The organism is Bacteroides sp. (assembly GCF_028690125.1).
Taxonomy (GTDB): domain Bacteria; phylum Bacteroidota; class Bacteroidia; order Bacteroidales; family Bacteroidaceae; genus Bacteroides.
Map to the genome: position 1 here is coordinate 1 of NZ_JAQVBV010000048.1, position 26,962 is coordinate 26,962.

The following is a 26,962-nucleotide window of genomic DNA, read 5'->3' on the forward strand; positions in this document are numbered from 1 at the left end:
GAAACCGTAAATGAGATTCCACTGGACACGAGATAATTAATTCCAACCACCTCTGTCAGAAATACCATGATTCCGTAATCAATTACAAATGCGCCTCCACCAACAACAGCAAATCGTAGAATCTGCTGAAATAATGTCTTGTTCTTTTCCATCTTAAGTTCCTTCTTCCTATTGCTTATAAAATTAATTCACTTGCACAATTTGTTACTTATACGATCTGCACTTTATTTTCCTGGTCTATAGTTTCTTCGATGTCTTCCCGCTTCTTTGCCAAAACCACCTATCACGAAATCAGCTTCGTGTCTTCTTTGTTGGTTTCCCCGACAATGTAATGCGGTCTATGCTTCACTTCGAGATACATCTTTGACAAATACTGTCCCATGATGCCAAGGCAGAATAAAATCAATCCCCCGAAAAATACCGTAATACATACCATTGATGGCCACCCACTGACCGGGTCACCGTAGAGAATCTTTCGAATCACAATGAACAGAATCATCACAAAAGATATCCCTGTTGCAGTTACACCCAGCCAGGATGCGATTGCAAGTGGCATCTGTGAAAAATTAATAATTCCGTCAATGGAATACTTGAACAATTTCCAGAAACTCCACTTTGTCTCTCCAGCTGCCCGCTCGGTATTCTCATAGGGAAGCCACCTGGTCCGGAAACCAATCCAGCCAAAGATTCCTTTTGAGAATCGGTTATACTCACTAAAAGCAACAATTGCATCTACCATCTCCCGCTTCATCAGACGGTAATCTCTTGCGCCATCCACAATATCCACATCGGAAATCTTATTGATGAGGCGATAGAACATCCGCGCAAAAAATGACCGGATAGGCGGCTCGCCCCTCCTTGTCACCCTCCGGGTTGCCACACTGTCATATTCCCCAGATTCCAGAGACACTGCCATCTCCGGAAGAATCGCCGGAGGGTCCTGAAGATCAGCATCCATCACCGCCACATAATCACCAACCGCATTGCAGAAGCCGGCATACATTGCCGCTTCTTTTCCAAAGTTCCGTGAAAATGAAATATACTTCACCCGCTTATCCTGTTCCCCCAGTTCTCTCATAATCTGAAGGGTATGATCCTTCGAACCGTCGTTGATCAGCAGAAGTTCAAAATCATACTCTGTCATGGAGTCCATAACACCAGACATTTCCTTATAGTATATCGTCAGAACTTCCTCTTCATTGTAACAGGGTACAATGATTGAAATTGTTTTTTTCATCTCTTCACCTTATATTTTATTCATCTTGCATTTGTCACTCAATGCGCATCATATTATATCATACTTTTTCCCTTCAATCCACTTGATAAGGGAATTTTCCTTCTTCCTCATTCCCGCCGTCATTCAGCACCCGTTCTATAATAAATGAAGGTCTCCTTTTCGTCTCGGAATAAATCTTGCCAATATACTCACCAATTACTCCCAGACACAGAAGCTGAATCCCGCCCAGGATCCAGATGGAGACCATCAGCGATGACCAGCCTTGCACTGTATATCCAGCAATCTTAATGACTAATGTCCATATCAAAAACAAAAAACTCACCACTGAAATCCCGGCTCCGAGCATCGTAATCAGCCGAATTGGCTTAATACTGAAAGAGGTAATACCATCGAATGCAAAGGCAATCATCTTCTTCAGCGGATATTTGCTCTCTCCGGCAAAACGTTCGGCACGCTCATATTCCACGGTACACCACGGATACCCAATCTGTGGAACGATTCCGCGTAGGAAAATATTCACTTCCGTAAATTCCTGCAGTCCTTCTACTGCACGCCTGCTCATCAATCGGTAGTCGGCATGATTAAATACGATATCGGCACCCATCATGCGCATCATTTTATAGAAAAGTTCTGCCGTAAAGCGTTTGAAAAATGTATCCTTCTCCCTGGAAGAACGGACTCCATACACTACATCGAATCCTTCCAGATAGCGGTCCACCATCTCGTCAATGGCATTGACATCATCCTGAAGATCCGCATCCATGGAAATCATCATGTCTGCAAAATTCACAGCTGTGGTAAGCCCCGCAAGCAATGCATTCTGATGCCCGCGGTTCCGGGAAAGATTCACTCCCGAAAATATTGGATCCTCCTCATGAAGCTTCTCAATCATTTCCCATGTGTGGTCCGTTGATCCGTCATTAACAAACATAATCCGGCTCCTGCGGTCTATCTTTTTCTTCTCCATTAGATGATTCAGTTTTTCCTTCAAACGTCTGGAGGTTTCTGGAAGAACCTCTTCCTCCTTATAACATGGCACCACAACATATAATATATTTTTTTTCATAATTTTGTCCTTATTTTTTTCGTTCCATCTATACTTATTCACTTTATCATGTTATTTACCACTTCTAATTTATCTTCACACACTGAATATACTTCCTTTTTTCCAGAAAGCACCATGCTCCGAAAATCCCCAGTGATACAATGGTAAGAAGGATTCCCACCTTCATTCCCGGAACCTGATACTCCATCATAATCTCATTGCTTCCCTTCTCCACTGGAACAGCCGTCAGCGCATTGGCACCGGCCTCAGCGGTAACTTCCTTGCCGTTGACCGTAATACGCCACCCCTCATCATACGGAATTGAGAGCAGAAGCTTGCCATCCTCCGGTGCTGTCACAGTACCTTCCACATGGCCATCCTCCACGGTTGTGACATCCAGCTCACCTGTCCGGAGTTTTTCGATTGCCGCACGAAATGTTTCCATATCCAGATAGTAAAAGCTTTCTTTCGCTGTATCGACTCCTTCTGCGTATCCCGGCAGACTGACCTGATGTGCCTGTGCAGTATTGCCAACATAGAACACCTGATAGCTCAACCAGTTGGCGTAGGAACACTGATAAACGCCATCCACATGCAGAGGAATATCCGCTTCATCATTGTAGGTATCCACTTTTCCATACAGAAGATCATCCCCACCAAGAGCATCAAAGGTATAAGTCAGGTTCTCGTCCACAAGAGACTCCGTCGGCACCACTTCCTTGAACACCTCCGTCTCTTCTCCCAACAGATTAGAAAACAGCTGATTCTGGAATTCAAAAGGGTTCTCATTTTTAATGGTGTCCGTCACACTGTCTGCTGCCAGATATCCGATTCCCAGCGCAAATGGATTCTCATAGACATCTTTTCCATTCTGGCTGTTAATACTGTCCACCTTCCGATAACCAGCCACATCCTTAGATGAGAGCATATACTTCACTCCCAGCAGAGAATCCGACGGCAAAATACTTTCTCCAAAAATACTCAAATCAAACTCCGTGGAATACCCAAGGTAAAACAGCATGTCACTAAGTGATGAATCAAAAGTGGAGGAGTAATGTCCCAGGCAGCTATAACCATAGACCATCGATTCATTCAGAATCGCAGAACACATATTTTCCGCCTGATCACGCTTGGAGGTCGTATCCATCCGGAAAAATTCCGAGTCATCATATTCCTTCACGTCATCCACCAGCTTTTCCTCCCCGTCTACATAAGAAACGTAATCCGGTTCTCCTGTTGCCCAGGAGTAATTATTCTGGAAGGTGAACACACCATTCATAATCAACTCTGCCAGAAGAAGAACCGCAAAAATTCCATTTTGCAGTCGCGGATAACGGTGCAGAAGAAACACCACTGCATAGATTACCAATACTGCAACAGTAAGCCAGACTTTATACTCCATGTCAAAGGGCTGTCTGTGTTGCAGATATAAGAAGAACAGCGCACAGCCTGCAAAGATCACTGGGAGCAGCCGATTCTTCCGATCCGCCTCATACACTTCCATTCCTTTTGCCGCCAGAAACAATACCAGAAACACAAACACAAAACTATAACGGAAGCGGTAGCTTGCAACGAAACGGAATCCGCTCCAGATACAGTCCAGTGGTATGAACCAGCAGCTCAAGAACATAAATGCTGCTGCAATCAGAGAAAGAATTTTTTCTTTCAGCTGTATTTTCCTGCTGAAAAAATAATAGACAAAGAATCCAAAAAACAGTAGCCCACAGTAGAGAGATACGGTACCCATAATACTTCCCACTGTAAATCCGCGGAATACATCGATAAAGGAATCATAAGCTGCAAAATTGAAAATATCCGGGTTATAAACGGATTTTCCATTCTGTAGTCCCTTAAATACCGGGTAAAACAAAAAACAGCTTCCAAGCACACCAAGGATCATCACAATACCAAACCGGATTCCATCCTTGATGAATTCCAGGATTTCTTTTCCATTGAAGGCCTCCATCTGGTTGATTCTTTCATACAAGTAGTAGCACGCTGCAAAAAGTCCTGCCATATATCCCGTATACCAGTTAAAAACCATAAGCGCCAGTATTGAAAAATACAGCATGCTCTTTTTCTTCTCATACACCAGCTTGTATACTCCGAGCAGAATGATGGGAAGTAAGATTACGCCATCCAGCCACATGATATTTGACAAATGAATCATCATATACTGCATCAATCCATAAGCAACCGCCAGTCCTGTCACACCCTGATCAGAGAGCTTTTTAAACCGATAACGGAAAAAGATGGAGGCTGTCGCTCCGCTTAATCCAAGCTTGACTACTGTCAGCAAAAAAACAAACATCGGAAGCTGCTCTTTGGAAAAAAACACCACAAAGAGATTCAGCGGTGATGCCAGATAGTAGCCAAACAACGCCACCAGCGAGCCGCCCATTGATTTGGAAAAAGAATATCCCACCGATGCCTTTCCCAGCAGCACATCCTTAAGATATGCAAAATAATCTACATATTGGATATCCAGATCCCAGATTAGATTCGAGGTCTCACCAAAAGGATATAGCCTGCTAATTGCCTGGATTGCTATAAATGCTGCCGCTATCATGATAAATGCAATTCCAGATAATTGCAGCTGTCTTTTCTTATTATTCATTCCTATTCGTTCCTTCCAGTTGCCGTTCACGTCTGCGGTGTTCCAGCAACGAATTCAGTCCATTTTAAGTTTGCCTGCGGTCAAGTGCCAGTGTGACACCACATGTATATTCAGACTAACTGCTTGTCTATTTATCCTTAGTAAATGCAGAAATGCAGAGTATCCCCAATAAATACAAGCTGCGCAGAATCCATCACGATCCAGTTCTTATCCTTGAAATATTCTTCGTATACTTCATCGGATGAATCCACCCGGTTCAGTGAGCGCTCTCCTAAAAGTTCGAGCGCGTAGGGCACTACCCAATCCACAGACAATGCACGACAGTTTGTTGTTCCAAATGCATTGCCGCCTACTGCGAAACCTTGTGGCGAGATATCCTCATAAATCGCTATATTTTTCACGGGAATCCCAGTCTCATTTTCATAATTCCATATCGCAAGCCCCACAAACGTCGATTCATAGACGTCTGTCTGTGTCGCCGCATAATGATCCGCAAGCTCACGATAGTCTCCCACCAGCTGGACAATGAAAAAGATGCCCAGCAATGCTGTAACAATACGAATCTTTGCTTTGTTCGGCTCTTTCTTTCCACCGCGGTCAATTGCTCCAATCATCAAAAGACAGAGAATCGGTATCAATGCCCCCATAATATAGACGGTCCTCGGAGCCGCATCAATTCCGTCGATATCTGTTGCAAGCAATGGCGTGTAAATACCAAGAAATGTAATGATTCCTACATAGACTGCCTTTGCCCATGCTTTCCACGAGCGGGATAGCGCAAGCAACACAAGCAGCAAGCCCCCGGCTGCCAGTACAAAATATACATAAACCTTATTCGGCAGGTAAGTTCCCGTTGTCTTCATCAAAAGGATAAGACCATCTGTTGCTTTTTGAAAGGATGCTGCCAAGTCAAATCCTGCGGAAGCACTTCTAGTCGTACCTCCAATCTTTGCCTCCAGCATATTTACGATACCCGGAATCACATAGGCACTTCCCATAACGATATTACAGAAGAAAAATCTTTTCACATCTTTGAACAAATCATCCACACAAAGTGCCATCACAAGAATTCCAATCCCGAAACACCCCTGATAGCAGGAAATTCCGATGATGGACAACAGGATTCCGCACACGTAGAACCTTGTTCCTCCATTTTTCAAAAAATGCAGGACAAAGGCTGCCCCGGATACACTAAAGAAAATTCCCAAACACATGACCCCTGTATATTCCGGGAAGACAAAATATTCTGCTGTAAACACATTGCTGATCAGAAGAAATGCACTCAGCCAGAGCAGAATCGATCTGAGTGTAGCTGAAAAGCCGTCCTCGTTTTCACTGAATCTCTGTTCTTCTCTCCAGCATAAAAACCTGCTTTCCAGAAGCCTGTATACCACTACCGAACTGGATGACAGTGCCAGCATCCCAAATCCCCAGGCAAGCTTCTTTTCTATATAAAAGCTCACATGAAATACTTTACACAATGCCATCGATAGAGACATGATCCACCGGCCATTTACCCAGTATTGCCAAAAAGTATCTCCGTATCCGCAGACTTCTGTAAAGTAGGTATCTCCAGCATAATGGTTGATAAAAAACATTCCATAAAAAAGCATATTTCCCATCAGAAATGTGGCAAAAAGCTTTCGGTTTCTGTTATTGATTGTTTTTTGTTTCATTCGTATCTTTATTCCTCTCGTTCCTTTTCCTATTCATGATTGCCTTTCCAAAGCAAAATCGTCAATACCAATCGGCAATGGTGTGTACGTCATCGCGGCCCCTCCCTTTACATACAGAAAAACTGTTATACATGTTTTTATCTTAACATCTATAACAGTTTTATTCAATGGTCGCTTAGACGCAGATTATACTTTGCTATTACTATATTGCACCTCTAAACTATCTCTCCCTCAACTTCCGAAACTCATCCTCCCTATCATTCAACTTCATCTCAAAGTTCTGCCGGTTCTCCTGCACAAGTGCAGACAAGATCAGCCCTGCAAAGAAAGAAATAATCGCGGCCATATACACAAATCCACACACAATCAAAGTCGGGAAATTCGGTACCTTTCCTGTATGTGCATAAGTGGCAAGCACCGGAACCAAAAATACTGTACTGATTATCGCCAGCAGCGTGGAAAGACTTGCGTAAAATCCCATAGGTTTATAACAACGATACAGCCTTGCAATCGTTTTTAGAACCTTTATTCCATCACTATAAGTATTGAGCTTGGACTCGCTTCCCTCCGGTCGATCGCGATATTCAATCACCACATTTTCAATCTGCATGTTCTTATCTACCGCATGGATACTCATCTCTGTCTCAATCTCAAATCCTTTGGACAGAACCGGAAATGTCTTAACAAAACGATAACTGAACGCGCGGTACCCCGTCATAATATCCTTGATATCATTTTTGAATAAAGTATTGATCGACTTCATTACAATCGTATTGCCCAAATTATGGAACGGTCGCTTATTCTCTGTAAAATAAGTCGATGACAAACGGTCTCCCACCACCATGTCTGCCTGCTCCACCAGTACCTTATCAATCAGAGCCTGTCCAAATTCTGCCGGATAGGTATCGTCCCCGTCTACCATCAGATACGCTTCCGCATCAATTTCGCGGAACATTCTCCTGATTACGTTGCCCTTCCCCTGCTGATGCTCATGACGGACAACAGCACCTGCTTCTTTGGCAAGCTTTACCGTCTCATCCGATGAGTTATTGTCGTATACATAGATTGTTGCTTCCAGCAGGGCAGCTTTCCAGTCTGACACTACCTTGGTGATTGTCTTTGCCTCGTTGTAGCAGGGTATTAGTACCGCTATCTTATCCATTTTCTTTTCCTCTCTTTTCCGAATGGTGAGTCCCTTTTTTTGACTTCATTCCAAATATTCTTCTTGTGATATTACACTGCGCAAAAAGTATTGTAAATAGTATAATCCAAATCATTTTGCAAATAAACAAAATTAGCATACTCATTCCCCATTCTACACCATTTGCCTGAAGCCTGTCAGTCAAGATCCACCATGGGAATGCCGAAAGTTCTATTATATGTGCACAAAGCACTATTAAACTGTTTTTCCCCAGATATGCTATTCCCCGCGAAATAAAAGAAGCATACTTGTCCAGATACTATGAGAGCAAAAGCAAAACAGAACAGCCACAAATACTCCCCAATATATCCACGCCTCCACGGCCAATATCACAATGGACTAGCCAAAAAGATTGAAAATCACGCATAAAACACAACCAGACAGCTGCTGCCAACAAAGTAAGCACAATCCGCACCTCGAGACTCAAACTTTTTAATATATCCTTTATATCTCGAAAAAGATAGCCAAAATACATGAAAAGAACAGCACAGCCACCAGCCTGAATGCTAAATGGAAACCAGCAGATGCTACGAGACCATGAGCAAACCAAAAATAGCATCAATATAACTACGATGCGCTGTGTTTTTTTCAGTTCCACAATACATCTCAGAAAACATGCTCCCCAGAAAGTTGCCAGTAAAAACCAAGTTGCTCCGATTCCTTTTATGTAAAAGGGATCTGTATAATTGTCGCCTGCACCATATAGAACCGCTTTTAGCCAGTCGATCATAACCTGTCTTGAATTATCTCCTCCCAGCCATAACTCGTTCACTGCGACTGCTGCCGCTACAACCAGTAACCCAGAAAACAGATATGGAATAATCAGTGTTTTAAACTTCTTTTTCACAAAATTCACTTTACTTCCATTTGTTGTCAAAAAATATCCGGTAATAAAATAGAATATCGGAATATGAAAAGTAAAGACAACTCGATTCACTTCTGCTATTCCAAGATGACCTGCCACAATACAAAGCATCGCAATTCCTCTCGCCACATCTATATATTCCAATCTGCCTGCTTTTATTTCACTCATATATCCAAAACCTCATTCCTTCGCGTTTTAGTAAATCGACGTTTTCTTGAGAACAACGAAGTGAAGAACCCCCTCTGTCCTCTTACTTTTCTGAGCTCTGAGCAGATTGTTTACATGTTGCAAAATAATATCACTATGTATAGTAATAAAGATGGGAACTCCGCTATTCTTCCCATGTCCTTTTTGCCAAATGTTCAAAAAAGAAATTATCATCCAATGCCCCTGCAAAATTACTTCCATTTAGTAATCTGACATCATCAATTGAGGTTTCAAAAACCTGCTCTTTATTATTGAGCCTGTCAATCGTAGATGATGTTGTTCTTGCTATTTCATGCAAAGGTGTAATACTTCCCAACAACAGTGCTATTGTTAATGCTAAAAAAATTTGCTTATCATTACTTCTTTTTGATTCTCCCAATACGTCCATAATCATTATCATCAAAATAAACAAAAACGGTATCGAAACGCGCATGCAAAAATCCCCTGCATTTCCGACTTTAATCGGTGGAATAATACAAAGACAAAGTAAAACAAAGTAGTATAAGCCATCATTCTTTTTATACTTATACATAATAAAACCATAAATGCCAATTTCAATAAGCAAAAACAAAATCCACTTAAATAAGCTGTTATTGAAATTTGCTCCCACCGTGCTTTCTTCCATCAATCTAGTCGCGGATGTATTGGACTGTAAATACAAGAACGAAGTGATTCCAATTACTCCGCCACCTAAAATATTCTGCACAGTAAAGGTATCCCAAAACCAACATTTCCAATATAACTTATCCCCAAATCCTTTGCGTTTAATATCCTTATATTGGCGTGAAAAAATCCAGAAAATCACTAAAAACATTAAACCCACAAATGAAAATGTACTTGGAAGCATACAACAAGCAAGAATTAAGACCATATTCCTATTATTCTTTTGATTAAAAGCAAGCATTGTACATAACCATGCCGGAATCGACTGATTAAATACCCAGAATAATTGTGTAGTCATACTGGAGTACTGATAGGGTTCAACCCACCATTCCAGGTGCATAATATTTTCTACGGTGAACAGATTGACATTTCTAAAATACCACCCAACAATATCTAAGCCGCTAAAAAAGACTAAAATCAACAGCGGCCATACTTCAATTTTTTTGGCTCGTACACATAAAAGATAATATACAAGACAAATGCCCAGAACTGCCCAGAATACTTGGAATCCATATCCTGCATTTAGTCCAAAGATCTTGCCGATAACAGCTGAAGGTAACCAAAACCCAATATAATAAATCAATCCTGTCCCTGTCGCCCCTGATAGTGCTCCATCTGACAGAATCTCAAAATTAACAACCGGCCAGTCATATTGTACCAACACATCAAATATTGCATTCCTATAATTGTTATCTGCATTTTGAAACACATATCTTCCTATTCCAGAAAAGTAGACCCATATGGTAATCATTACTATAATAAAAATCACTTTTACAATATCATCTCTTCCAAGCACTATTTTTTTGTCATATGTCGACTTTTTCAGCATTCTCCATATAGAGATAATCAAAATCAGAATAACTGGAACTGCGTACCGCAATCGTAACCAACTACTTGCAAATATGATAAATGGTAGCATAAGATACAAATATATGATTATATCTATTTTTCTTTTTGATATCTTAAAGTTCATTTTAATTACTCCCTCAATTTTCTCTAGTAGGTCATAGGTCTTTATAGTGCCAAGTGTGTAGCTTTTACTCTAGCTTCCTCACTTTATCAATTGTAATTACAGTCATAATTATCAGAACTATGCAAATAAATCAGTACTCACTATGGAGCGTTGACTGTCAACCGCTCGCTTTCCTACACCTCTCTTATTCCCTAATCTTTTCCAAATAGATCTCTTGTATACACATTATCCTTCACATCATCCAAGCACGAATCATATCTATTCGCTATAATTGCGTCACATTGATCTTTAAATTTATCCAAATCATTCTCTATCTTGCTTCCAAAAAAAGTTTCCCCGCTTTTTAATGTAGGCTCATAAATCACAACAGTCGCTCCTTTCGCTTTCACTCTTTTCATTACCCCCTGAATAGAACTCTGGCGAAAATTATCACTGTTACTTTTCATTGTGAGTCTGTATACTCCGATTGTAATCTGCTTTTCTGCATCTTCACTGTACAAATTATCCTCATCATAACCATAATATCCTGCCATTTGAAGCACTCGATCCGCTATAAAGTCTTTTCTTGTCCGATTACTCTCTACAATAGCCGACATCATGTTCTGTGGAACATCCTCATAATTTGCCAATAACTGCTTTGTATCCTTTGGAAGACAATATCCTCCATATCCGAAGGAAGGATTGTTATAGTGCGTTCCTATTCTTGGATCCAGACATACTCCCTCAATAATATGCTGGGTATTTAGTCTCTTCATCTCGGCATATGTATCTAACTCATTAAAATACGATACTCGAAGTGCCAAATATGTATTTGCGAATAATTTTACCGCCTCAGCCTCTGTAAATCCCATAAACAACGTATCAATATTAGCTTTAATAGCCCCTTCTTGAAGAAGTTCTGCAAATATATGTGCGGCCTTCACAAGGCGCGAATCATTCATATCGGTTCCTACGATGATTCTACTTGGATATAAGTTATCATAAAGAGCCTTCGATTCTCGTAAAAATTCTGGACTAAATAAAATATTCTCACTTCCCGTTCTTTTACGAATCTCCTCTGTAAATCCAACTGGTACCGTGCTTTTTATCACCATGATTGCATCTGGCGCATATTCCCTTACAAGTTTGATTACAGCTTCAACAGCTGACGTATCAAAGAAATTCCTTTGGCTATCATAATTCGTTGGTGCTGCAATTACCACAAAATCCGCATCAGTATATGCTTTTTGTGCATCCAGTGTTGCTGTAAGCTGTAATCTCTTTGTTGATAAATATTGTTCAATATAATCATCTTGAATAGGAGATTCTCTCCGATTAATCATATTAACTTTTTCCGGAATAATATCTACAGCATATACATTATGATATTGCGATAATAATGTAGCTATAGAAAGACCAACATACCCAGTTCCCGCTACCGCAATTTTCATTTGTTTTTCATTCATCGTTCTCACTCTCCTCACCTTATCACAAGTGATATCATGTAAAAATAAACTATTATGTTTTATTTTTCGTTTCTTCATTCTCTCAACAACCTCCGTACAGTGGAAATCAAAATTACAATAATCGGAACTTTATATCTTAATCAGAGTCAGCTACTTGCAAATATGATTTTATCACTTTTTTATTTTTTTACTTAAGAGGTTGGAAAGTATATATCCCAACTTTTTTTATTAATCAAATAACTCATTCAAATTTTGTCACATTAAGTATCTCATTCCATCCATGTGAAATAAACTCTACTCATACTTTACATCTTGTCTTTTTTCTTTATTCTATTCATCCCTAGCTCCAACACCTCATACAAATAATTATTCTTAAAAATTGCCAATATTATAAAATACACGGTTACACCAACTATAACGTCAATCGCTAAAGATAACAACTCGCCCATCGATAAATACGCCAAAAAATATATCGTTAGTAACATGCCCCCTGATGCAACTAAATATTGGTAAATAAATTTGAAGACCCCTTTTATTTGAACTAATTTTTTTATATTCATAATACAAATCGCAAACACAACAATCTCAGAAAGAACGGTAGTAAATGATGCTCCTTTTATGCCAAATAGGGGAATAAGCAAGATGTTTGTAACGAAATTAGTTATTGCACCTGCTAATGTCGAATAAAAAACAACATACTCTTTCTTAAAGGGAACTAATATCTGCCATGCAAGCATCCCATTTAAGGTTGCGAACACAACACCTATTGCAAGAATCGATAGTGCCGCTGATGCACTTTTAAATTTTGCACCACTAAAAAGTATAATCAACGGTTGGTTAACGGCTATTAACCCCAAACCAGCAGGAATCGCAAGCATCAAAACATAATTACCTGCCTTTGTAACTAAGTTTTCTACTTCCTGCTTTAAATTTTGAGACAGATAATATGAAATTCTTGGGAGGATAACTGCTGAAACGCATCCAAGTAATTTTGTAGAAGCTCTGTAAAGTTTTACTGCAGCAGTATATAAACCAACATCATTATTCCCTCTCATTAGTCCTAACATCGTGATGTCTAGATTCAAATAAATTGCCGATGCAAGATTCGTTCCAAAAATAATTAGAATTGGCTTAATATGTCTTTTTAAATTAAGATTAGGATAGCTAAACAGTTGTATCTTTCTTGATATGTATATATAGTTAACTGCGCCACTTCCAACTGTGGCAAACACAACTACTCCAGCATATATAATATAATCCCTCGGATTTTTCACAAAAGCAAAGAGTGTTGCCAATGCTAGCAGCTGACAAACAATAGATGCTAATGACAAATATCGATAATCCTCTGTCGCAACAAAAAACCACTCCATACCAACCGTTGTCAGAAAAATAATCATACTTTGTACAACCATTAAACCAACGTAAGAATTTTTTGTGCATTTCAGAAAGATGCCAAATGCAGCATAAGAAACTGTCATTGTTATAAGATTGATAACAAAAAGTTCCGTAACTAACTTTCCTAGTCTGCTCTTGTCATCTCTGCATCTTGCTGCTTCACGCGTTCCATATGCAGAAATCCCCAGAGAAGAAAATAAAAGGAAATAATTTACAATTGACTCAGTATAACTCACCGTTCCAATAACATTAACCCCTAATATACGTGATACATAAGGAAAAGAAATGAAAGGGAAAATTATTGTCATAATTGTTTTAAATGTATTCATAACAAAATTAAGTTTAAGCGATTTCAACTTACTCATAATATATTTCCTCATTTTCTTTCAGTGTCATCTTATAAGAATATACGGCACCTTGCCATTTCACATAAGCCTCCTTTTGCTCCCCTATATCATAATACATGCCAAGTGTAGAAAGAGACTCTTCTTCATTATCCAAGAAATATGGTGAAAAAATAAAAATCGCGCTTTTGTTTAAACTCTGTTCATTTAGTCTTTCCCAAAAATCATCTTCATAAATCACATTAATAGATGACAGACTATTGCTATTACCAAAATAAACTCTTTTTCTATTTTCTTTGTCCCAATAACACTGCATCCATCTTCCTTCTAGTGCAACTGCTCCAACACCCGGATCAAAGTTCCCCCATAAAATAATATCCTGAGTCCCATCATACCCGGCACCATTTAAAGCTTTATCATAAGCCTTATCTAAAAAAGTATGCTGATAATTATAACAGGTCACGTCTGCCTCAAGTGATGGCCTTTTATGCCAAGCAGTCGAAAGCATCGAGACAACCGATCCACTATTAATTGTCTTGAACATCATTTTCGATATTGGATCCACCGTAAAATAAGTTTGCAACAACATTATGGCTGATAAACAAATCGTTCCCATTCTTATCTTCAACGTGGTAAGGTTCGACCTCAGCAAAATATGTATAACTACAAAAAAAAGAAGAAACTCTACGCAAAAATTATATCTGCTATTATTGTAAGTAATGTAAAGACAACTAAATCCACAGAAAAAGAAAACAGAAAACAACAATGGGAGTTTGTCAGTATTGCTTTTTATCGTCTGCCTGACTCTCCCTTTTTTGATAAGGAATATCAGTGCCACAATAATAATAATTGATAATACCCAATTGAAATTTAACACAAAAAACGTTTTGAATTTCAATAGAATATAACTCACATCAAACCCAAAAACATTATTAGGACTGCCCGAATTATTATCTTGTATACTTTCTCCCCACTGTTTCACTTGCGAAAAAAAACGTATGTATATCTGGTAAAACATGAAGACACAACCTGAAATGAAAGCTCCCCAAATTAAAGGTGACTTCACAATTTGATGGAATTTATCTTTTAATTTTCCTTTCTGATTCATTAGAATAGAACAGATATAGCCTAGCCAATATCCACAGAATAGTATAGCTCCTGTTTCTTTGGAGAAAATCAAACAACAAGAAAAAAAAGTTGTTAATATATACTTTTTTGTATGTTGAAAATAGAAAATATAAATCAAAAAAACTAGCAATGCATAATCTAACCCAATACTTTCAAACAAACCCAAATTGAGTGGTGCTACAAAAAAAAGAGAAATAGTTAACGCAATTGTTGATCTTTTTCTCATCGGGTACTGTTCAACAAAATACCTATATAAAAATATGATTGCAAAAATAGTCAAAATAATATTGACTATTCTAATACCAACAACTGAATTTGGAATTGCGTAATATCCCATAGCAAGAAGAGCTCCATATGCATGACTTATATGCGAAGCCAAGCGGAAGTTTTCTATAAAAGAAGTTATCGACAAGTCAAATTTCTCACAGGCAACAATAATTGTATTTGCATAAGTCTCCGTATCCCATCGCGGAAGAATGTTCAACTGTAAAACTCTTAACGCAATCAAAAAAGCAATCACAACAACGAAACATGCATTTTCTTTTATTATATTTTTCACTTTTATTTTATACTTTGGTCTGTTGATTTTAATATATAAAACTGCACTTATCACACATGCAAAAATCTGAACAGTATTTCCAATTATCTCCCATTGGAGATTTTTCGTTTGCGAGACATCTGAAACCGATGCCAATCCAAAAAAACATTCCATAAGCAGGAAAACCACCAATAACTCTCCATAATTGATTTTTTCAAAAAACTTATTCATATAGCTTTCCGCCCTTCCTCAGTTTTTTCATTTCCATAATTAAAACTTTCAAAGACTTAATTTGATTCCTATAAATAAATTCACGCCTCTGCTTATTATTCGCATTAACTGTTTTCGTTGCTATTTTCTCTAGATGTTGTACTTCTATCTGTGGATTATATATAATCTGCCATTCATTTTTTCTAACTCGTATATACAATAATTCTTCTTCTCGATAAAGAAAAGTTTCATCATTTATCCCATCATACATCTTTATATACTGAGGCGAAAAAAACCAACAGCAACCATGCAATATAACATTTTCCTGCATGACATCTGCCATGTTTTCTCTCTTATTCTGATGATTCATTTTATCAAATCCTAGAATTTTTCGCGTTATCTTAATTATTTTTTCTGTATTAACTCCCATACAACTCAATAATAACTCGATTTTTATAATCATACGATGAATTTGATAAACCCAGATTTTTTGAATCGGTGCACATACTGGATAAACATTTTTGATAGAATCATAAATTCGTGGTCCCATAACTGCATACATCGTATTCTCATAACTCCGAATCATCCTCTGACAAGTATCATCCTGTATGAGAAGCACATCGTTATTCATCATGCAAATAAAATCACACTGCATCTGCTTTTTGGCATAAGAAAAACCCAAATTGTTTCCTCTCGCAAATCCCAGATTTTGATCTGACCTAATAACTTTTACTTTTTCATCATTTCGGTATATTATTTCTAGCTGATTGCCAGAATCATTGGATGACCCATTATCAATAACAACAATACTATATTGCTCATAACTCAAGAGTTGCTTAATATTGTTTACACATTTCACAGTCATATCATATGCCATGTAATGTAAAATCACAAATCCAATCTTATACATATTTTCTCCTTGACTAAGTTGCTCTGTTTGACTTAACGAGCATTATATCGTGTACACATTTAAATATTCTACAAAAAAGGAATCTTGGAAGAACTCTATACATTGCTCTTTCCACTTTAAAAATATATCCTGAATTCTTTGTTAATTCTATCTTGTATTGTCTCCAATCAGACTGATCTAAATATTTCTCATAATTTTGTTTACATGGATGAACTGTGTTCTTATTCCATGGTGACTCTCCACAAAATCTAAGAAAATGAACGATAATCGGTGACTTGAAGGCTTCCTGAATCTCATCCTCTGTGTAATAGTTTTTCTCGTGTTTAAACACATGCTCGAAGTTCTTTATCCCATATGCATAATAAAGTCCTTGAAAATTCATAGAAATATCCAATGTGTATATCTCCTGTTTAAGTACAACATTAAAATAATCCTGGTCTACAGTACCGTACACATAGCCTTGCATAGCGTGTTTATTTATTCGTTCCCTGCATCTTTTCTTTCTCCACTGCTCCATATCAAACAATATAACACCCGAATTATAATATCTATCATTTTTTTTAAATCCAATACTCTTCTTAAAACGCTCAGTAACCTGAGCATCTTGAACCATACCAATTGGATTGCCTTTCATGTCAATATCCATTATTATTCCTATATCACCCTCTACGATCGTGTCACAATCAATATAAAGAATCTTTTCTATTGATACAGGAAAAATACAATCCAAGAACATTTTGCAGTATGATGCTTTATTCCTTCTAAATCCAGAATATTTTGCAATGGGAGAATTTTTAATTTCGTTCTTCAGTTCTATCGTTGAATAAAAAACAATCTTTTGATTATATTTTTTCACTATTTTTTGAATATCTTCTTTATTAATATCCGAAATGCCCAAGTCCAAAATATGGACTATAATATTGTGTTGTTGATTATTCTCAAGTAAAGACTTAATAGATACCCCCATGTAAATAGCGTATCCGTCATCTGATTGATATAATACTTCTATTGTTTTTTTTTCATTATTCATCAATATTCTCCCCTCTTGTTCCCTAAAAATCATTGGATAATCTGTTCCTTCATATAGCACACTCTGAATCCTGTCACTAGAAGTTAACCCGTTCTTCTTCTATCACCAAGGGTCTATTCATAACCCTTGTATTTATATTCATTATGTACTCCCCTAGTAGTCCTATAAATACCAATTGAACTGAGCCCACAAAGAAAAAACCTATAACAATTGGTGCAACACCTATAGCAAAACTACTCCAGTTCAATACTTTTACAATCAAATAATACAAACCAATCAAGAAACTAACCCCTGCACATCCAAATCCAAAAAAAGTGGCAAGACGGAGCCCCATCTTTGTGTAAGAAGTAATACTAAGCATCGCTGCATCATACAAACTATACCAGTTATTATGTGTTTTTCCTGCTTTCCGCTCTTGCTGTTCGTATTCAAGTTCCTTACGTTTATATCCAAATTCAGCTACGATTCCTCGTAAAAACGGAATTGGATCGTCTAGTTCTTTTAATATTTCTACAAAATCACGATCATAAAGTCCAAAACCCGTAAATTGCTCTATCATCTCCACATCCGACATCTTTTTCATCGCTTTATAATAACAACTTCTCAAAAAATATATAAAACCATTTTCTTTACTTGATGTTTTTATTCCACTGACAATTTTATATCCTTTTTCCCACTCGGCTACAAACTTCGGAATCATCTCAACAGGATCTTGAAAATCACAACACATTGAGATAATGCAGTCACCATCCAACTGACACATTGCATGATACGGTGAATTGAACTGTCCAAAATTTCTCGCATTAAAAATTGCTTTTACTTTCGGATTTTTTTTACACACTAGTCTAATCAGATCACGCGTTTTATCTGTAGAACAATTTTCTGCAAATACTAGTTCATAATCGTATTGTGATAATTCCTTTTCTACAATTTGTACAACTGCTTCACTCATAGGAACTATATTCTCTTCTTCATTATAACAAGGAATTAATATACTAATTTTTTTCATAATCTGTTTTCCTGATACCACTTAATGGTCTCTTGAATCCCTTCTTCAAAATTGTACTTACATTCAAAACCAGTGTCATTTTGTAAGTCTGAAATGTCTGCACACAAAAACATCACCTGCTTTTCTGAATATGGTACATCTCCTAGACCTAATTCTGCTTGAGGATTTGTATACTTTTGAATCGTTGTTATATAATCTTTTAGTGGTTTTGCCTGACCGCTCCCAAAGCAGTAAATACTTCCATCTTTTCCTCGTTCAGCTACTGCAATCATCATCCCAGCCGCATCGACAGAATAGAGGTAATCCCATTGCTGTTCACCTTTTGTAAAGGACGGTTTTTCTCCTCGTAAAAGTTTTCCAATCGTGGACATAACCATCGTATACTCTCCATCAAATGGCCCATATACGCTTAAAATTCTCGTCCAGATATGTTTTATTCCATATCTCTGACAAACCACACGACTCATCTGTCCTGCTGAGAGCTTTGCCATACCATATCCATTTTCTGGATTTGTCACAACCGAACCATTTAGCATGCCTTCTACTCTTCCATATTCCGCCTGCGAGCCAGCCCCAACAAAAGTATTACACTGCAAGCTGTGTGCTAATTCTACTGCATCTAAAGTGTACTGAATGTTTTGCACTTGAAGTGGCATATTATTGCGCACATCTCCAAAGGTTCCTGCCCATGCAAAGTGATAGAACACATCTACCTTTTCTGTAATCTTATCTGCCACACTTCTCAAATCAGATACATCACTTTCCACAATCTGCAGCAATTCTGATTGTGGAAGATTATCTAATCTCTTGCTCCCCGGTCTGCACACTGCATATACTTTAATGCCTTTGTTTACCAGCGCACGGGTAAGTGCTGAGCCGATTGCACCTGTCGGCCCAGTAATTATTGCACTTTTCATTTATTCTTCTCCGCTAATTTTCTTTAAATCTTTATTCTCTGCGTATTCTTCTTTTGGTAAAAATGGGAACATATCATCCAACGGAGGAGATACAATCTTACCATCTGGAAGCACTTTTGAAGATAGTTTCGGCTCAAAGTTCTGTGTCGGATCAACCACCACTTCACAGAACACTGGTCCTTCGGTATTCATCACTTCTTTAAATTTTGTTCTCATATCCTCAACAGACGTAATCCTTACATAAGGGATTCCATATGCATATGCAATCTTCTCTGCATCTGGGAAACTCAGACCATTACCATCACAAACGCCAACAAGCGGAGGATTGAACAGATTTGTCTGAGTCTGTCGAATCGAATGATAGCCATTGTTGTTGAGATAAATTATTTTCAAATTCAGATGATTGTATACAACAGTCTGTAATTCCTGAAGGTTCATCTGGAAACTTCCATCACCATCGATACAGAATGTTCTTTTCTCTTTATTAGCTACCGCAACTCCAATTGCTGCCGGGAAACCATATCCCATTGCTGCGCAGCCTGAGTTCGTGAAAAGTCTTTGATTCTCTTTCATGATAGCAGCCTGGAACGTAATGACACAAGCGGCTCCATTTCCACAGATAACGTCATCACCTTCTTCTAACTGTTCAAACATTTCTTTGATAAACACGTATGGATTAAGTGCATCCTTTTTGTCATAATAAGATGGTAAGCAGACCGGATACTTTTTATTGATTCCATTTGCCCATGCAAGCCATGTTTCATGTGCTGCTGTATGAACATCAGTGTTCGACTCAAGTAAACTCTTCACCACATCTTTCAAATCCGCATGAATCGGAAGATTTGGAAATACAGTTGGTTTCTTTAACTCATTCTCATCAATATCAATAATAATCTTATACGCATCTTTCGCAAAATCTTTATAGTTGTAACTGATCAGACGGATGTTAAGACGGCTGCCAATAACAAGCAGAAGATCACTGTTCTGAACAACAAAATTCCCGCCTCTTGTTCCTACCGTTCCCGGACGTCCACAGAAATATGGACTCTCATCAGGAAGTACATCGTGTGCATTCCAAGCCGTCACTACTGGAATCTGCAATTTATCAACCAACTCTAGAAAATCGCTGTGCGCATCCGCAAGACGAATTGCTGTACCAGCAAAGATAACCGGGCGTTTTGCCTGTTTGATTTTACTTAAGATTTCCGCCGTAAGAGCAGTATCGTAAATTGGTTTTTCTTGTGCCTCACACTCTTTTTCATCAAACCCTATAAGGTCTTCTGTCTCTACGATTGCAGCCTGTACATCTAATGGAATATCAAGCCATACCGGACCACCTCTTCCGGCTTTGCTTAAATACAGTGCTTTTTCCAGATGATAACGAATCTTTTCAGGCTCTGTAATCATGACCGCATATTTCGTCATTGGTTTTACACAGTCTACAATATTGAATTCCTGATCACCAAGCTGACGTAATGGTACATCTGTAGACCAGATGGTAGTTTCTCGCTTTACCTGTCCAGAAATAATAAACATAGGAATGGAATCATCCCAGCCACCGAGTACTCCTGTTATCGCATTAGTTCCACCCGGACCACTTGTTACGCATACTGCTGCAAGCTTTCCTGTATAACGAGTGTATGCTTCTGCTGCAATAGAACAAGCTTGTTCATGATGATTATAAGTGCATTTCAATCCTTCTTTATGACCAAATGCATCATTTAAGTGCATAGCACCACCACCTGTTAAAGTGAACATATCTTCAATGCTGTTATCCACCAGAAAATCAGCAATATATTTTGCAACTTTTATTTTCATTTTCTTCTCTCCTGTTATACAAATTTCATAATATCTTTCGTTGTTTCTGCAATCCCAACATAATTATATTTTTTCACATCATCTGCACAATGGAACTCGAATCCATAAGTCACTCCGATAAAGTCCATATCCAGCCCCTGCGCACCTATAGCATCATGACCAGTATCTCCAATCATTACGATACGTGCTTTATCCTTCACTCCTGCTTTATCTACACATAGCTGAATAATATCACTCTTCATTAATTCTCCGCTAAAATCAGAGCCATAGATTATGTCTGTATAATCATCAAACCCAAAATAATGGAGCAAACGATCTGTATAGTCCTGACGCTTGTAAGTCGCAATTGCAGGCTTAATTCCCCGATCAATGAGTTCCTGGAACACATGAAATATATCTTTATATGGTGTAGCCTTTAACAAATCTGCATCTTTATATTGGTTACGGAAGGTATTAGCATATTCATCTGCCTGTTCCTGAGAAACCTGGTATAATTCTTTGAATCTTCTCTGAACGGGGGGACCAATAAAGCTTTCCAGTTCTTCTGGTGAAAGCGGTTTTAATCCATGCTCTTTCACTGTATATTGGACAGCTGATAACACTCCATCTGAGGTATCAAGCAAAGTTCCATCTAAATCAAATATTGCAAGATCATATTTATTGTTCATTCTGCTACTCCTGATACTGTGTTGTTGTCACAAAGTGAATCGTCATATCATCCTTGACCAATTGCAAAAATTGATTGACATAATCATTGAGATAGTTTCCTTTATTGTTCACAAAATCATACTGCATGTTCGATTTAAAGTAATTCATTTTGTCTTCAATATATCCATCAAATCCAATCAAATTCACTTCTGCTACTCTTGATCTTTTCAGAATCTTCAATAGCATAACAAGAGAATTATCTTGTATTTCCGTCTCTACATCAATCAATTTTTCATAGTTCAGTTCATAGGTAAATTTGCCACTTGTTTTAGTAACGTTAGAGGTCGCAATGATTGAAATGTCCTTGTTCTCTAATTGTTGAAGAACCGATCCCAACTGAATATATCTTTTTGAGTTCGTCAAGAATAAGTACTCTGGTTTCACTCCCTTTGGGATGTAATTGATAGCGATAATCACAACATCTTTTTGGGATCCCATGAAGGACGCAATCTTCTCTTTCTCTGTTTCGATTGTCTCACCGGGTCCGAACACAACAACGCTCTTTTTCAAAAATTTTCCCTGCAGTTCTTTTACCGCACCTTCGTCATTGCACTCTGATTTTTGATAATCAAGGTAAACGCCCTCAGCATACTTCTTATCATAAAATAATTTTTTATCTTCTTCTAAAGAATTTAGAATCTCATTAACAGACTTCATTGATAATGTCTTTTTGTTCATATAATAAGAAACATAACTTGGATGACATCTTGTGGAAGCGGCAACATAATAGAACATATTATACCCCCACTGTACACTCTTCTGTATTTCCAGAATACTTGTCTCAATTGCTTCGAGCATCTGCTCTGTGTCATACTGTTTTCCACACTTCTCATTCATGTACATCGCAAGAAGTTCCAATGGTGCATTACCCGCACTCTTCCCCATACCATATAAGGTACCGTCTACTAAGACATCTCTGTCTGTCTCTTCTTTGAGAATTGCAAGTGAGTTAGCGTAACCAAGTTGGAAATTGTTATGTGCATGGTATCCAATACAGATTTCAGGCTTCAGATTATTATCTAGTACACGGAAGATATGAACAATGTCTTCCGAATGAGTCAGTCCATAAGTATCCACCATAGATAGCGCAAACGGTTCTACCTCATTGACAATTTTTGTCAACTCTACAAGCTTTTCATCTGTATATGTTGTTACAGAGACAAGCTGTGCGAACACAATGTAGCCCATATCTTTTAGTTTTCTACAGAACTCCAGCGCATCATACATTAGGTGTTCCTTGAAAATTACACGAATTCCATCAATATAGCTTTCTGAACATGGTTTGATATGCTCGATACTACAAGTCCCAAAATCAATCATTCCAACAATCATGCTATTTCCACGATCAAGCTGTCCATAGATTTTTTCTACACAGTCAGTATCTGGCATAATTGTGCGATTGATATCAAAATCTCTAGAATCATTCAAAAATCCAATTTCAATCACATCAACTCCTGATCCAACAAGGCGTTCAAAGATATTGCAAATTACATCATGACCGAATTTCCAATCATTCAAATACCCGCCATCTCTTAGTGTACAATCTAATAATCTAATGTTACGCATATATTATCCCCTTATCTTTACTGTATCGCTTCCCTAATCGTCTTTGCCATATAATCTATCTTTGTATCGTCCATTCCCGGATACACTCCAACCCAGAACGTATCATTCATAATACGATCTGTATTTGTAAGTTCACCAACCACTCTGTATCCTTCACCTGTTGCGCGCATCTCGTCAAAACAAGGATGTTTGATTAAGTTTCCTGCGAAGAGCATTCTTGTCTGAACCCCTTTGCTCTCAATATACTGCACAACTGCATTACGATCCACACCGACTTCGCAGGTGATAAGGAATCCAAACCAACTTGGCCGTGCATTCTCACAGGCAACTGGTAGAATCAATTTATCCTCTACTTCTGCAAGTCCTGTTTTCAATCGATCAAAATTATGTCTTCTCCTCTCAACAAATGCAGGGAATTTCTTTAGTTGAGCACAACCTACCGCAGCCTGCATGTCAGTTGCTTTGAGGTTATATCCAAAATGAGAGTATACATATTTGTGATCATATCCTAGTGGGAGCTCTCCATACTGCTTATCAAAACGATGACCACATAAGTTGTCCTGACCTGATGCACAGACGCAATCTCTTCCCCAATCTCTGAAAGAACGGATACACTTATTCAAAAGTGCGCTATTTGTATAAACAGCCCCGCCTTCTCCCATAGTCATATGATGAGGTGGGTAGAAACTTGACGTTCCAATATCTCCGATTGTGCCAGTGAATTTTTCTTCTCCATCAATGATATACTTTGATCCAAGTGCATCACAGTTGTCCTCAATTAACCATAACTGGTGTGCATCACAGAACTCACGAACTGCCTTTAAATCAAAAGGATTTCCTAATGTATGCGCAATCATGACTGCTTTTGTTTTGTCTGATAACGCCTGTTCTAACATCGTCACATCAATGTTGTACTGTGGAATAGTCACATCGACAAATACCGGCACCGCACCATACTGAATCATCGGTGTTACAGTCGTTGGAAATCCTGCTGCTACCGTAATCACTTCATCACCACGGTCCACTTTTCTCTCCCCAAGAAGCGGAGAAGTGAGTGCCATAAACGCATTAAGGTTAGCTGATGATCCCGAGTTTACCAATGAACAGAATTTTACGCCTAGATATTCTGCCAACTGTTTCTCGAACTGATCCGTATATCTTCCACTTGTAAGCCAGAATTCCAGAGAACTATCTACCAAATTCACCATCTCTTCGTGATCATACACACGAGAGGCATACGGAATACGATCTCCTTCCTCGAATTCTTTTCCTTGGTTGTGATAGGTATCACAATATGCAGCAACTGCCGCTAAGATTTCTTCTCTTGCCTGCGCTTCATTCTTTCCCTCAAACATGCCTACATTTCTCCTTTGATAAATTCTTCAATTTGTCTATTCATACATTCGGTAAGGTTCCCCTGCACCTGATATACTTTTGTCCATTCAATCGTCTTTTTGACTGCATCTCTCACTGTCCATCTAGGCTTCCAGCCGAAGATGCTCTTCACCCTCGAGCAATCCAATTTTAGGAAGTTCGCTTCATGTGGACCACCATCGTACTGGTTCTCCCAGCTCATGCCGCCTCCCCATGCATCGCAGAACAAATCTGCAAGAGTTCCTGTAGTCACACAGTCTCGGTCATCTGGTCCCACATTATAGAATCCCGCATACTTCTTGTCTTCATATTGCTTCTGAGCAATCATAAGATAAACCATAAGTGGTTCCAATACATGTTGATATGGTCTCGTTGAAAAAGGATTGCGCACAATAATTTTCTCACCTTTTAATGCAGCTCTCACACTATCTGGGATAATCCGATCTGCCGCAAAATCTCCTCCACCAATCACGTTACCAGCTCGAGCTGTAGAAACTGCCAGGTTCATATCTTGATAAAAGGAATTGATATAACTATGTGTCACCAATTCGGAACAAGATTTACTATTGCTGTATGGATCATGTCCATCTAATGGATCGTTTTCGCGATATCCATATTCCCACTCATTATTGTGATATACCTTATCTGTTGTCACATTCAAAAAGCTCTTTACACATGGAAATAGACGGACGCATTCACAGATATTCACTGTGCCCATAACGTTCGTCTGATATGTTCCCACGGGGTCTTTATAAGATTCTCTTACAATTGGCTGTGCCGCTAAATGTAACACTATCTCCGGTTGTGTTTCTTCGAATACTTCTTTTAGTTTTTCTAAATCAGCAATATCTCCTATAACAGAGTTCAATCTCTTATCCATCTCACATAGTTCGAAAATACTTGGAGTAGTCGGTGGCATAAGTGCATAACCTGTCACTTTCGCTCCAGCATTTAGCAATATTTGACATAGCCAACTTCCTTTAAATCCAGTATGACCTGTCACTAATACTCTTTTTCCTCGATAAAAGCTCAAATCACTCATATGCATTACTCCCATGTTTTCCAAGGAGCGTTTCCAGATGCCCACATCGCTTCTAACTGCTCCTTTTCTCTCTGTGTATCCATACATTGCCAAAATCCGTTGTGTTTGTATGCATTCAACTGACCTTCTGCTGCCAATTTTCTCAAAGGATCTTTTTCAAACACAGTAGAATCTCCATCTATATAATCAAATACGGCAGGATCAAGAACCATATACCCCGCATTGATACGGCTTCCATCCGCTTCAGCCTTTTCGCGGAAAGATTTAATTGTTCGAGATTCTTTATCAATATCGAGCACACCAAAACGCTGTCCAAAATGCACAGCCGTAAGAGTTGCAATCTGCCCCTTTTCTTTATGAAATTCTAACAGCTTATCAAATTCAACATCGGAAACGCCGTCTCCATAGGTCATAAAGAATGGTTCATCTCCCACATAATTCTTGATACGCTTAATACGACCACCAGTCATTGTCTTTAGACCTGTGTCTACCAATGTTACTTTCCACGGCTCAGCCACATTACTATGAATCATCTGAGCATTCTTATTGGTGAAATCGAAAGTAATATCACTATTATGTAAGTAATAATCCGCAAAATACTCTTTGATCATATGTTGTTTGTACCCGCAGCAAATCACGAATTCGTTAAATCCATATGCTGAAAACTCTTTCATAATATGCCACAAAATTGGCTTCTCTCCAATTTCAATCATCGGCTTTGGTTTCAAGTGACTCTCTTCACTGATTCGTGTTCCAAAACCTCCTGCCAGAATAACTACTTTCATAATATCTCCGTCCTCTTTCGTTCTTTATTAAAAATTGTACTCTTCTTATCAGTCTTTACAGTGTTTTTAATAATATCATAATTTTCTTTTTTTGTCCAATTATCTGTTCTTGAGTCAAATTTGAACACAACCTCTATAATGGCTCAGTTGTCAAGACAAAAATCTGAGATTTTTATAATGAACTGATATGGTGGATAAGTGACAAGGAGCATGGGGAGAATAGTGGAACACTCCCCCTATCCATATATGCATTAAGCTA

21 protein-coding genes are annotated in these 26,962 nt (G+C 38.3%); all 21 read right to left on the reverse strand.

Features of this window, described 5'->3' with window-relative positions; translation table 11 throughout:
• Positions 1 to 152: GtrA family protein (locus PHO71_RS26290; protein ID WP_367279924.1), on the reverse strand; the 152-nt coding region annotated here is incomplete at its 3' end.
• 131 nt (positions 153 to 283) lie between these two features.
• On the reverse strand, positions 284 to 1,237 hold the full coding sequence (locus tag PHO71_RS21820) for a glycosyltransferase family 2 protein (protein WP_300207509.1): 954 nt from the start codon (positions 1,235 to 1,237) through the stop codon (positions 284 to 286).
• A gap of 73 nt (positions 1,238 to 1,310) precedes the next feature.
• A complete protein-coding gene (locus PHO71_RS21825) occupies positions 1,311 to 2,303 on the reverse strand; it encodes a glycosyltransferase family 2 protein (RefSeq protein ID WP_300207511.1) in 993 nt (330 codons plus the stop codon).
• A gap of 64 nt (positions 2,304 to 2,367) precedes the next feature.
• Entirely contained in the window at positions 2,368 to 4,899 is a 2,532-nt protein-coding gene (locus PHO71_RS21830; protein ID WP_300207514.1) for a YfhO family protein, read from the reverse strand.
• Positions 4,900 to 5,036: 137 nt separating this feature from the next.
• Positions 5,037 to 6,575, reverse strand: a complete 1,539-nt coding sequence (locus PHO71_RS21835; RefSeq protein WP_300207516.1) for a glucosyltransferase domain-containing protein — start codon at positions 6,573 to 6,575, stop codon at positions 5,037 to 5,039.
• A gap of 220 nt (positions 6,576 to 6,795) precedes the next feature.
• The gene (locus PHO71_RS21840; protein ID WP_300207518.1) at positions 6,796 to 7,737 is read right to left on the reverse strand and encodes a glycosyltransferase family 2 protein; all 942 of its coding nucleotides are present in this window, start codon (positions 7,735 to 7,737) and stop codon (positions 6,796 to 6,798) included.
• A gap of 298 nt (positions 7,738 to 8,035) precedes the next feature.
• A complete protein-coding gene (locus PHO71_RS21845; protein ID WP_300207520.1) occupies positions 8,036 to 8,809 on the reverse strand; it encodes an acyltransferase family protein in 774 nt (257 codons plus the stop codon).
• 163 nt (positions 8,810 to 8,972) lie between these two features.
• Positions 8,973 to 10,340, reverse strand: coding sequence for a hypothetical protein (locus tag PHO71_RS21850; RefSeq protein ID WP_300207522.1), 1,368 nt, complete (start codon positions 10,338 to 10,340; stop codon positions 8,973 to 8,975).
• A 335-nt stretch (positions 10,341 to 10,675) separates the two neighbouring features.
• Positions 10,676 to 11,929: a nucleotide sugar dehydrogenase gene (locus PHO71_RS21855; protein WP_300207525.1), complete on the reverse strand. Its 1,254-nt coding sequence runs from the start codon at positions 11,927 to 11,929 to the stop codon at positions 10,676 to 10,678.
• Between the two features lie 305 nt (positions 11,930 to 12,234).
• On the reverse strand, positions 12,235 to 13,689 hold the full coding sequence (locus tag PHO71_RS21860; RefSeq protein WP_300207528.1) for a flippase: 1,455 nt from the start codon (positions 13,687 to 13,689) through the stop codon (positions 12,235 to 12,237).
• Positions 13,682 to 15,565, reverse strand: a complete 1,884-nt coding sequence (locus tag PHO71_RS21865; protein WP_300207530.1) for a hypothetical protein — start codon at positions 15,563 to 15,565, stop codon at positions 13,682 to 13,684. Before PHO71_RS21865 ends, PHO71_RS21860 begins: the two co-directional genes overlap by 8 nt.
• Positions 15,558 to 16,454 carry a glycosyltransferase gene (locus tag PHO71_RS21870; RefSeq protein ID WP_300207532.1) on the reverse strand — a complete coding sequence of 299 codons (897 nt, stop codon included), beginning with the start codon at positions 16,452 to 16,454 and terminating at the stop codon, positions 15,558 to 15,560. Before PHO71_RS21870 ends, PHO71_RS21865 begins: the two co-directional genes overlap by 8 nt.
• A 13-nt stretch (positions 16,455 to 16,467) precedes the next feature.
• On the reverse strand, positions 16,468 to 17,484 hold the full coding sequence (locus PHO71_RS21875; protein WP_300207534.1) for a glycosyltransferase family 8 protein: 1,017 nt from the start codon (positions 17,482 to 17,484) through the stop codon (positions 16,468 to 16,470).
• 76 nt (positions 17,485 to 17,560) lie between these two features.
• Entirely contained in the window at positions 17,561 to 18,493 is a 933-nt protein-coding gene (locus PHO71_RS21880; RefSeq protein ID WP_300207537.1) for a glycosyltransferase family 2 protein, read from the reverse strand.
• Entirely contained in the window at positions 18,490 to 19,410 is a 921-nt protein-coding gene (locus tag PHO71_RS21885) for an NAD(P)-dependent oxidoreductase (protein WP_300207539.1), read from the reverse strand. Before PHO71_RS21885 ends, PHO71_RS21880 begins: the two co-directional genes overlap by 4 nt.
• Positions 19,411 to 21,228: a thiamine pyrophosphate-binding protein gene (locus tag PHO71_RS21890; RefSeq protein ID WP_300207541.1), complete on the reverse strand. Its 1,818-nt coding sequence runs from the start codon at positions 21,226 to 21,228 to the stop codon at positions 19,411 to 19,413.
• A 14-nt stretch (positions 21,229 to 21,242) separates the two neighbouring features.
• Positions 21,243 to 21,896, reverse strand: coding sequence for an HAD family hydrolase (locus PHO71_RS21895; RefSeq protein ID WP_300207543.1), 654 nt, complete (start codon positions 21,894 to 21,896; stop codon positions 21,243 to 21,245).
• A 4-nt stretch (positions 21,897 to 21,900) separates the two neighbouring features.
• Positions 21,901 to 23,502, reverse strand: a complete 1,602-nt coding sequence (locus tag PHO71_RS21900) for an aldolase catalytic domain-containing protein (RefSeq protein WP_300207545.1) — start codon at positions 23,500 to 23,502, stop codon at positions 21,901 to 21,903.
• A 17-nt stretch (positions 23,503 to 23,519) separates the two neighbouring features.
• Complete coding sequence (rfbH, locus tag PHO71_RS21905) at positions 23,520 to 24,857, reverse strand: lipopolysaccharide biosynthesis protein RfbH (protein ID WP_300207546.1); 1,338 nt, start codon at positions 24,855 to 24,857, stop codon at positions 23,520 to 23,522.
• A 2-nt stretch (positions 24,858 to 24,859) separates the two neighbouring features.
• The gene (gene rfbG, locus PHO71_RS21910) at positions 24,860 to 25,933 is read right to left on the reverse strand and encodes a CDP-glucose 4,6-dehydratase (protein ID WP_300207548.1); all 1,074 of its coding nucleotides are present in this window, start codon (positions 25,931 to 25,933) and stop codon (positions 24,860 to 24,862) included.
• Positions 25,924 to 26,703: a glucose-1-phosphate cytidylyltransferase gene (rfbF, locus tag PHO71_RS21915; RefSeq protein ID WP_300207547.1), complete on the reverse strand. Its 780-nt coding sequence runs from the start codon at positions 26,701 to 26,703 to the stop codon at positions 25,924 to 25,926. Before rfbF ends, rfbG begins: the two co-directional genes overlap by 10 nt.
• Positions 26,704 to 26,962: the final 259 nt, after the last annotated feature.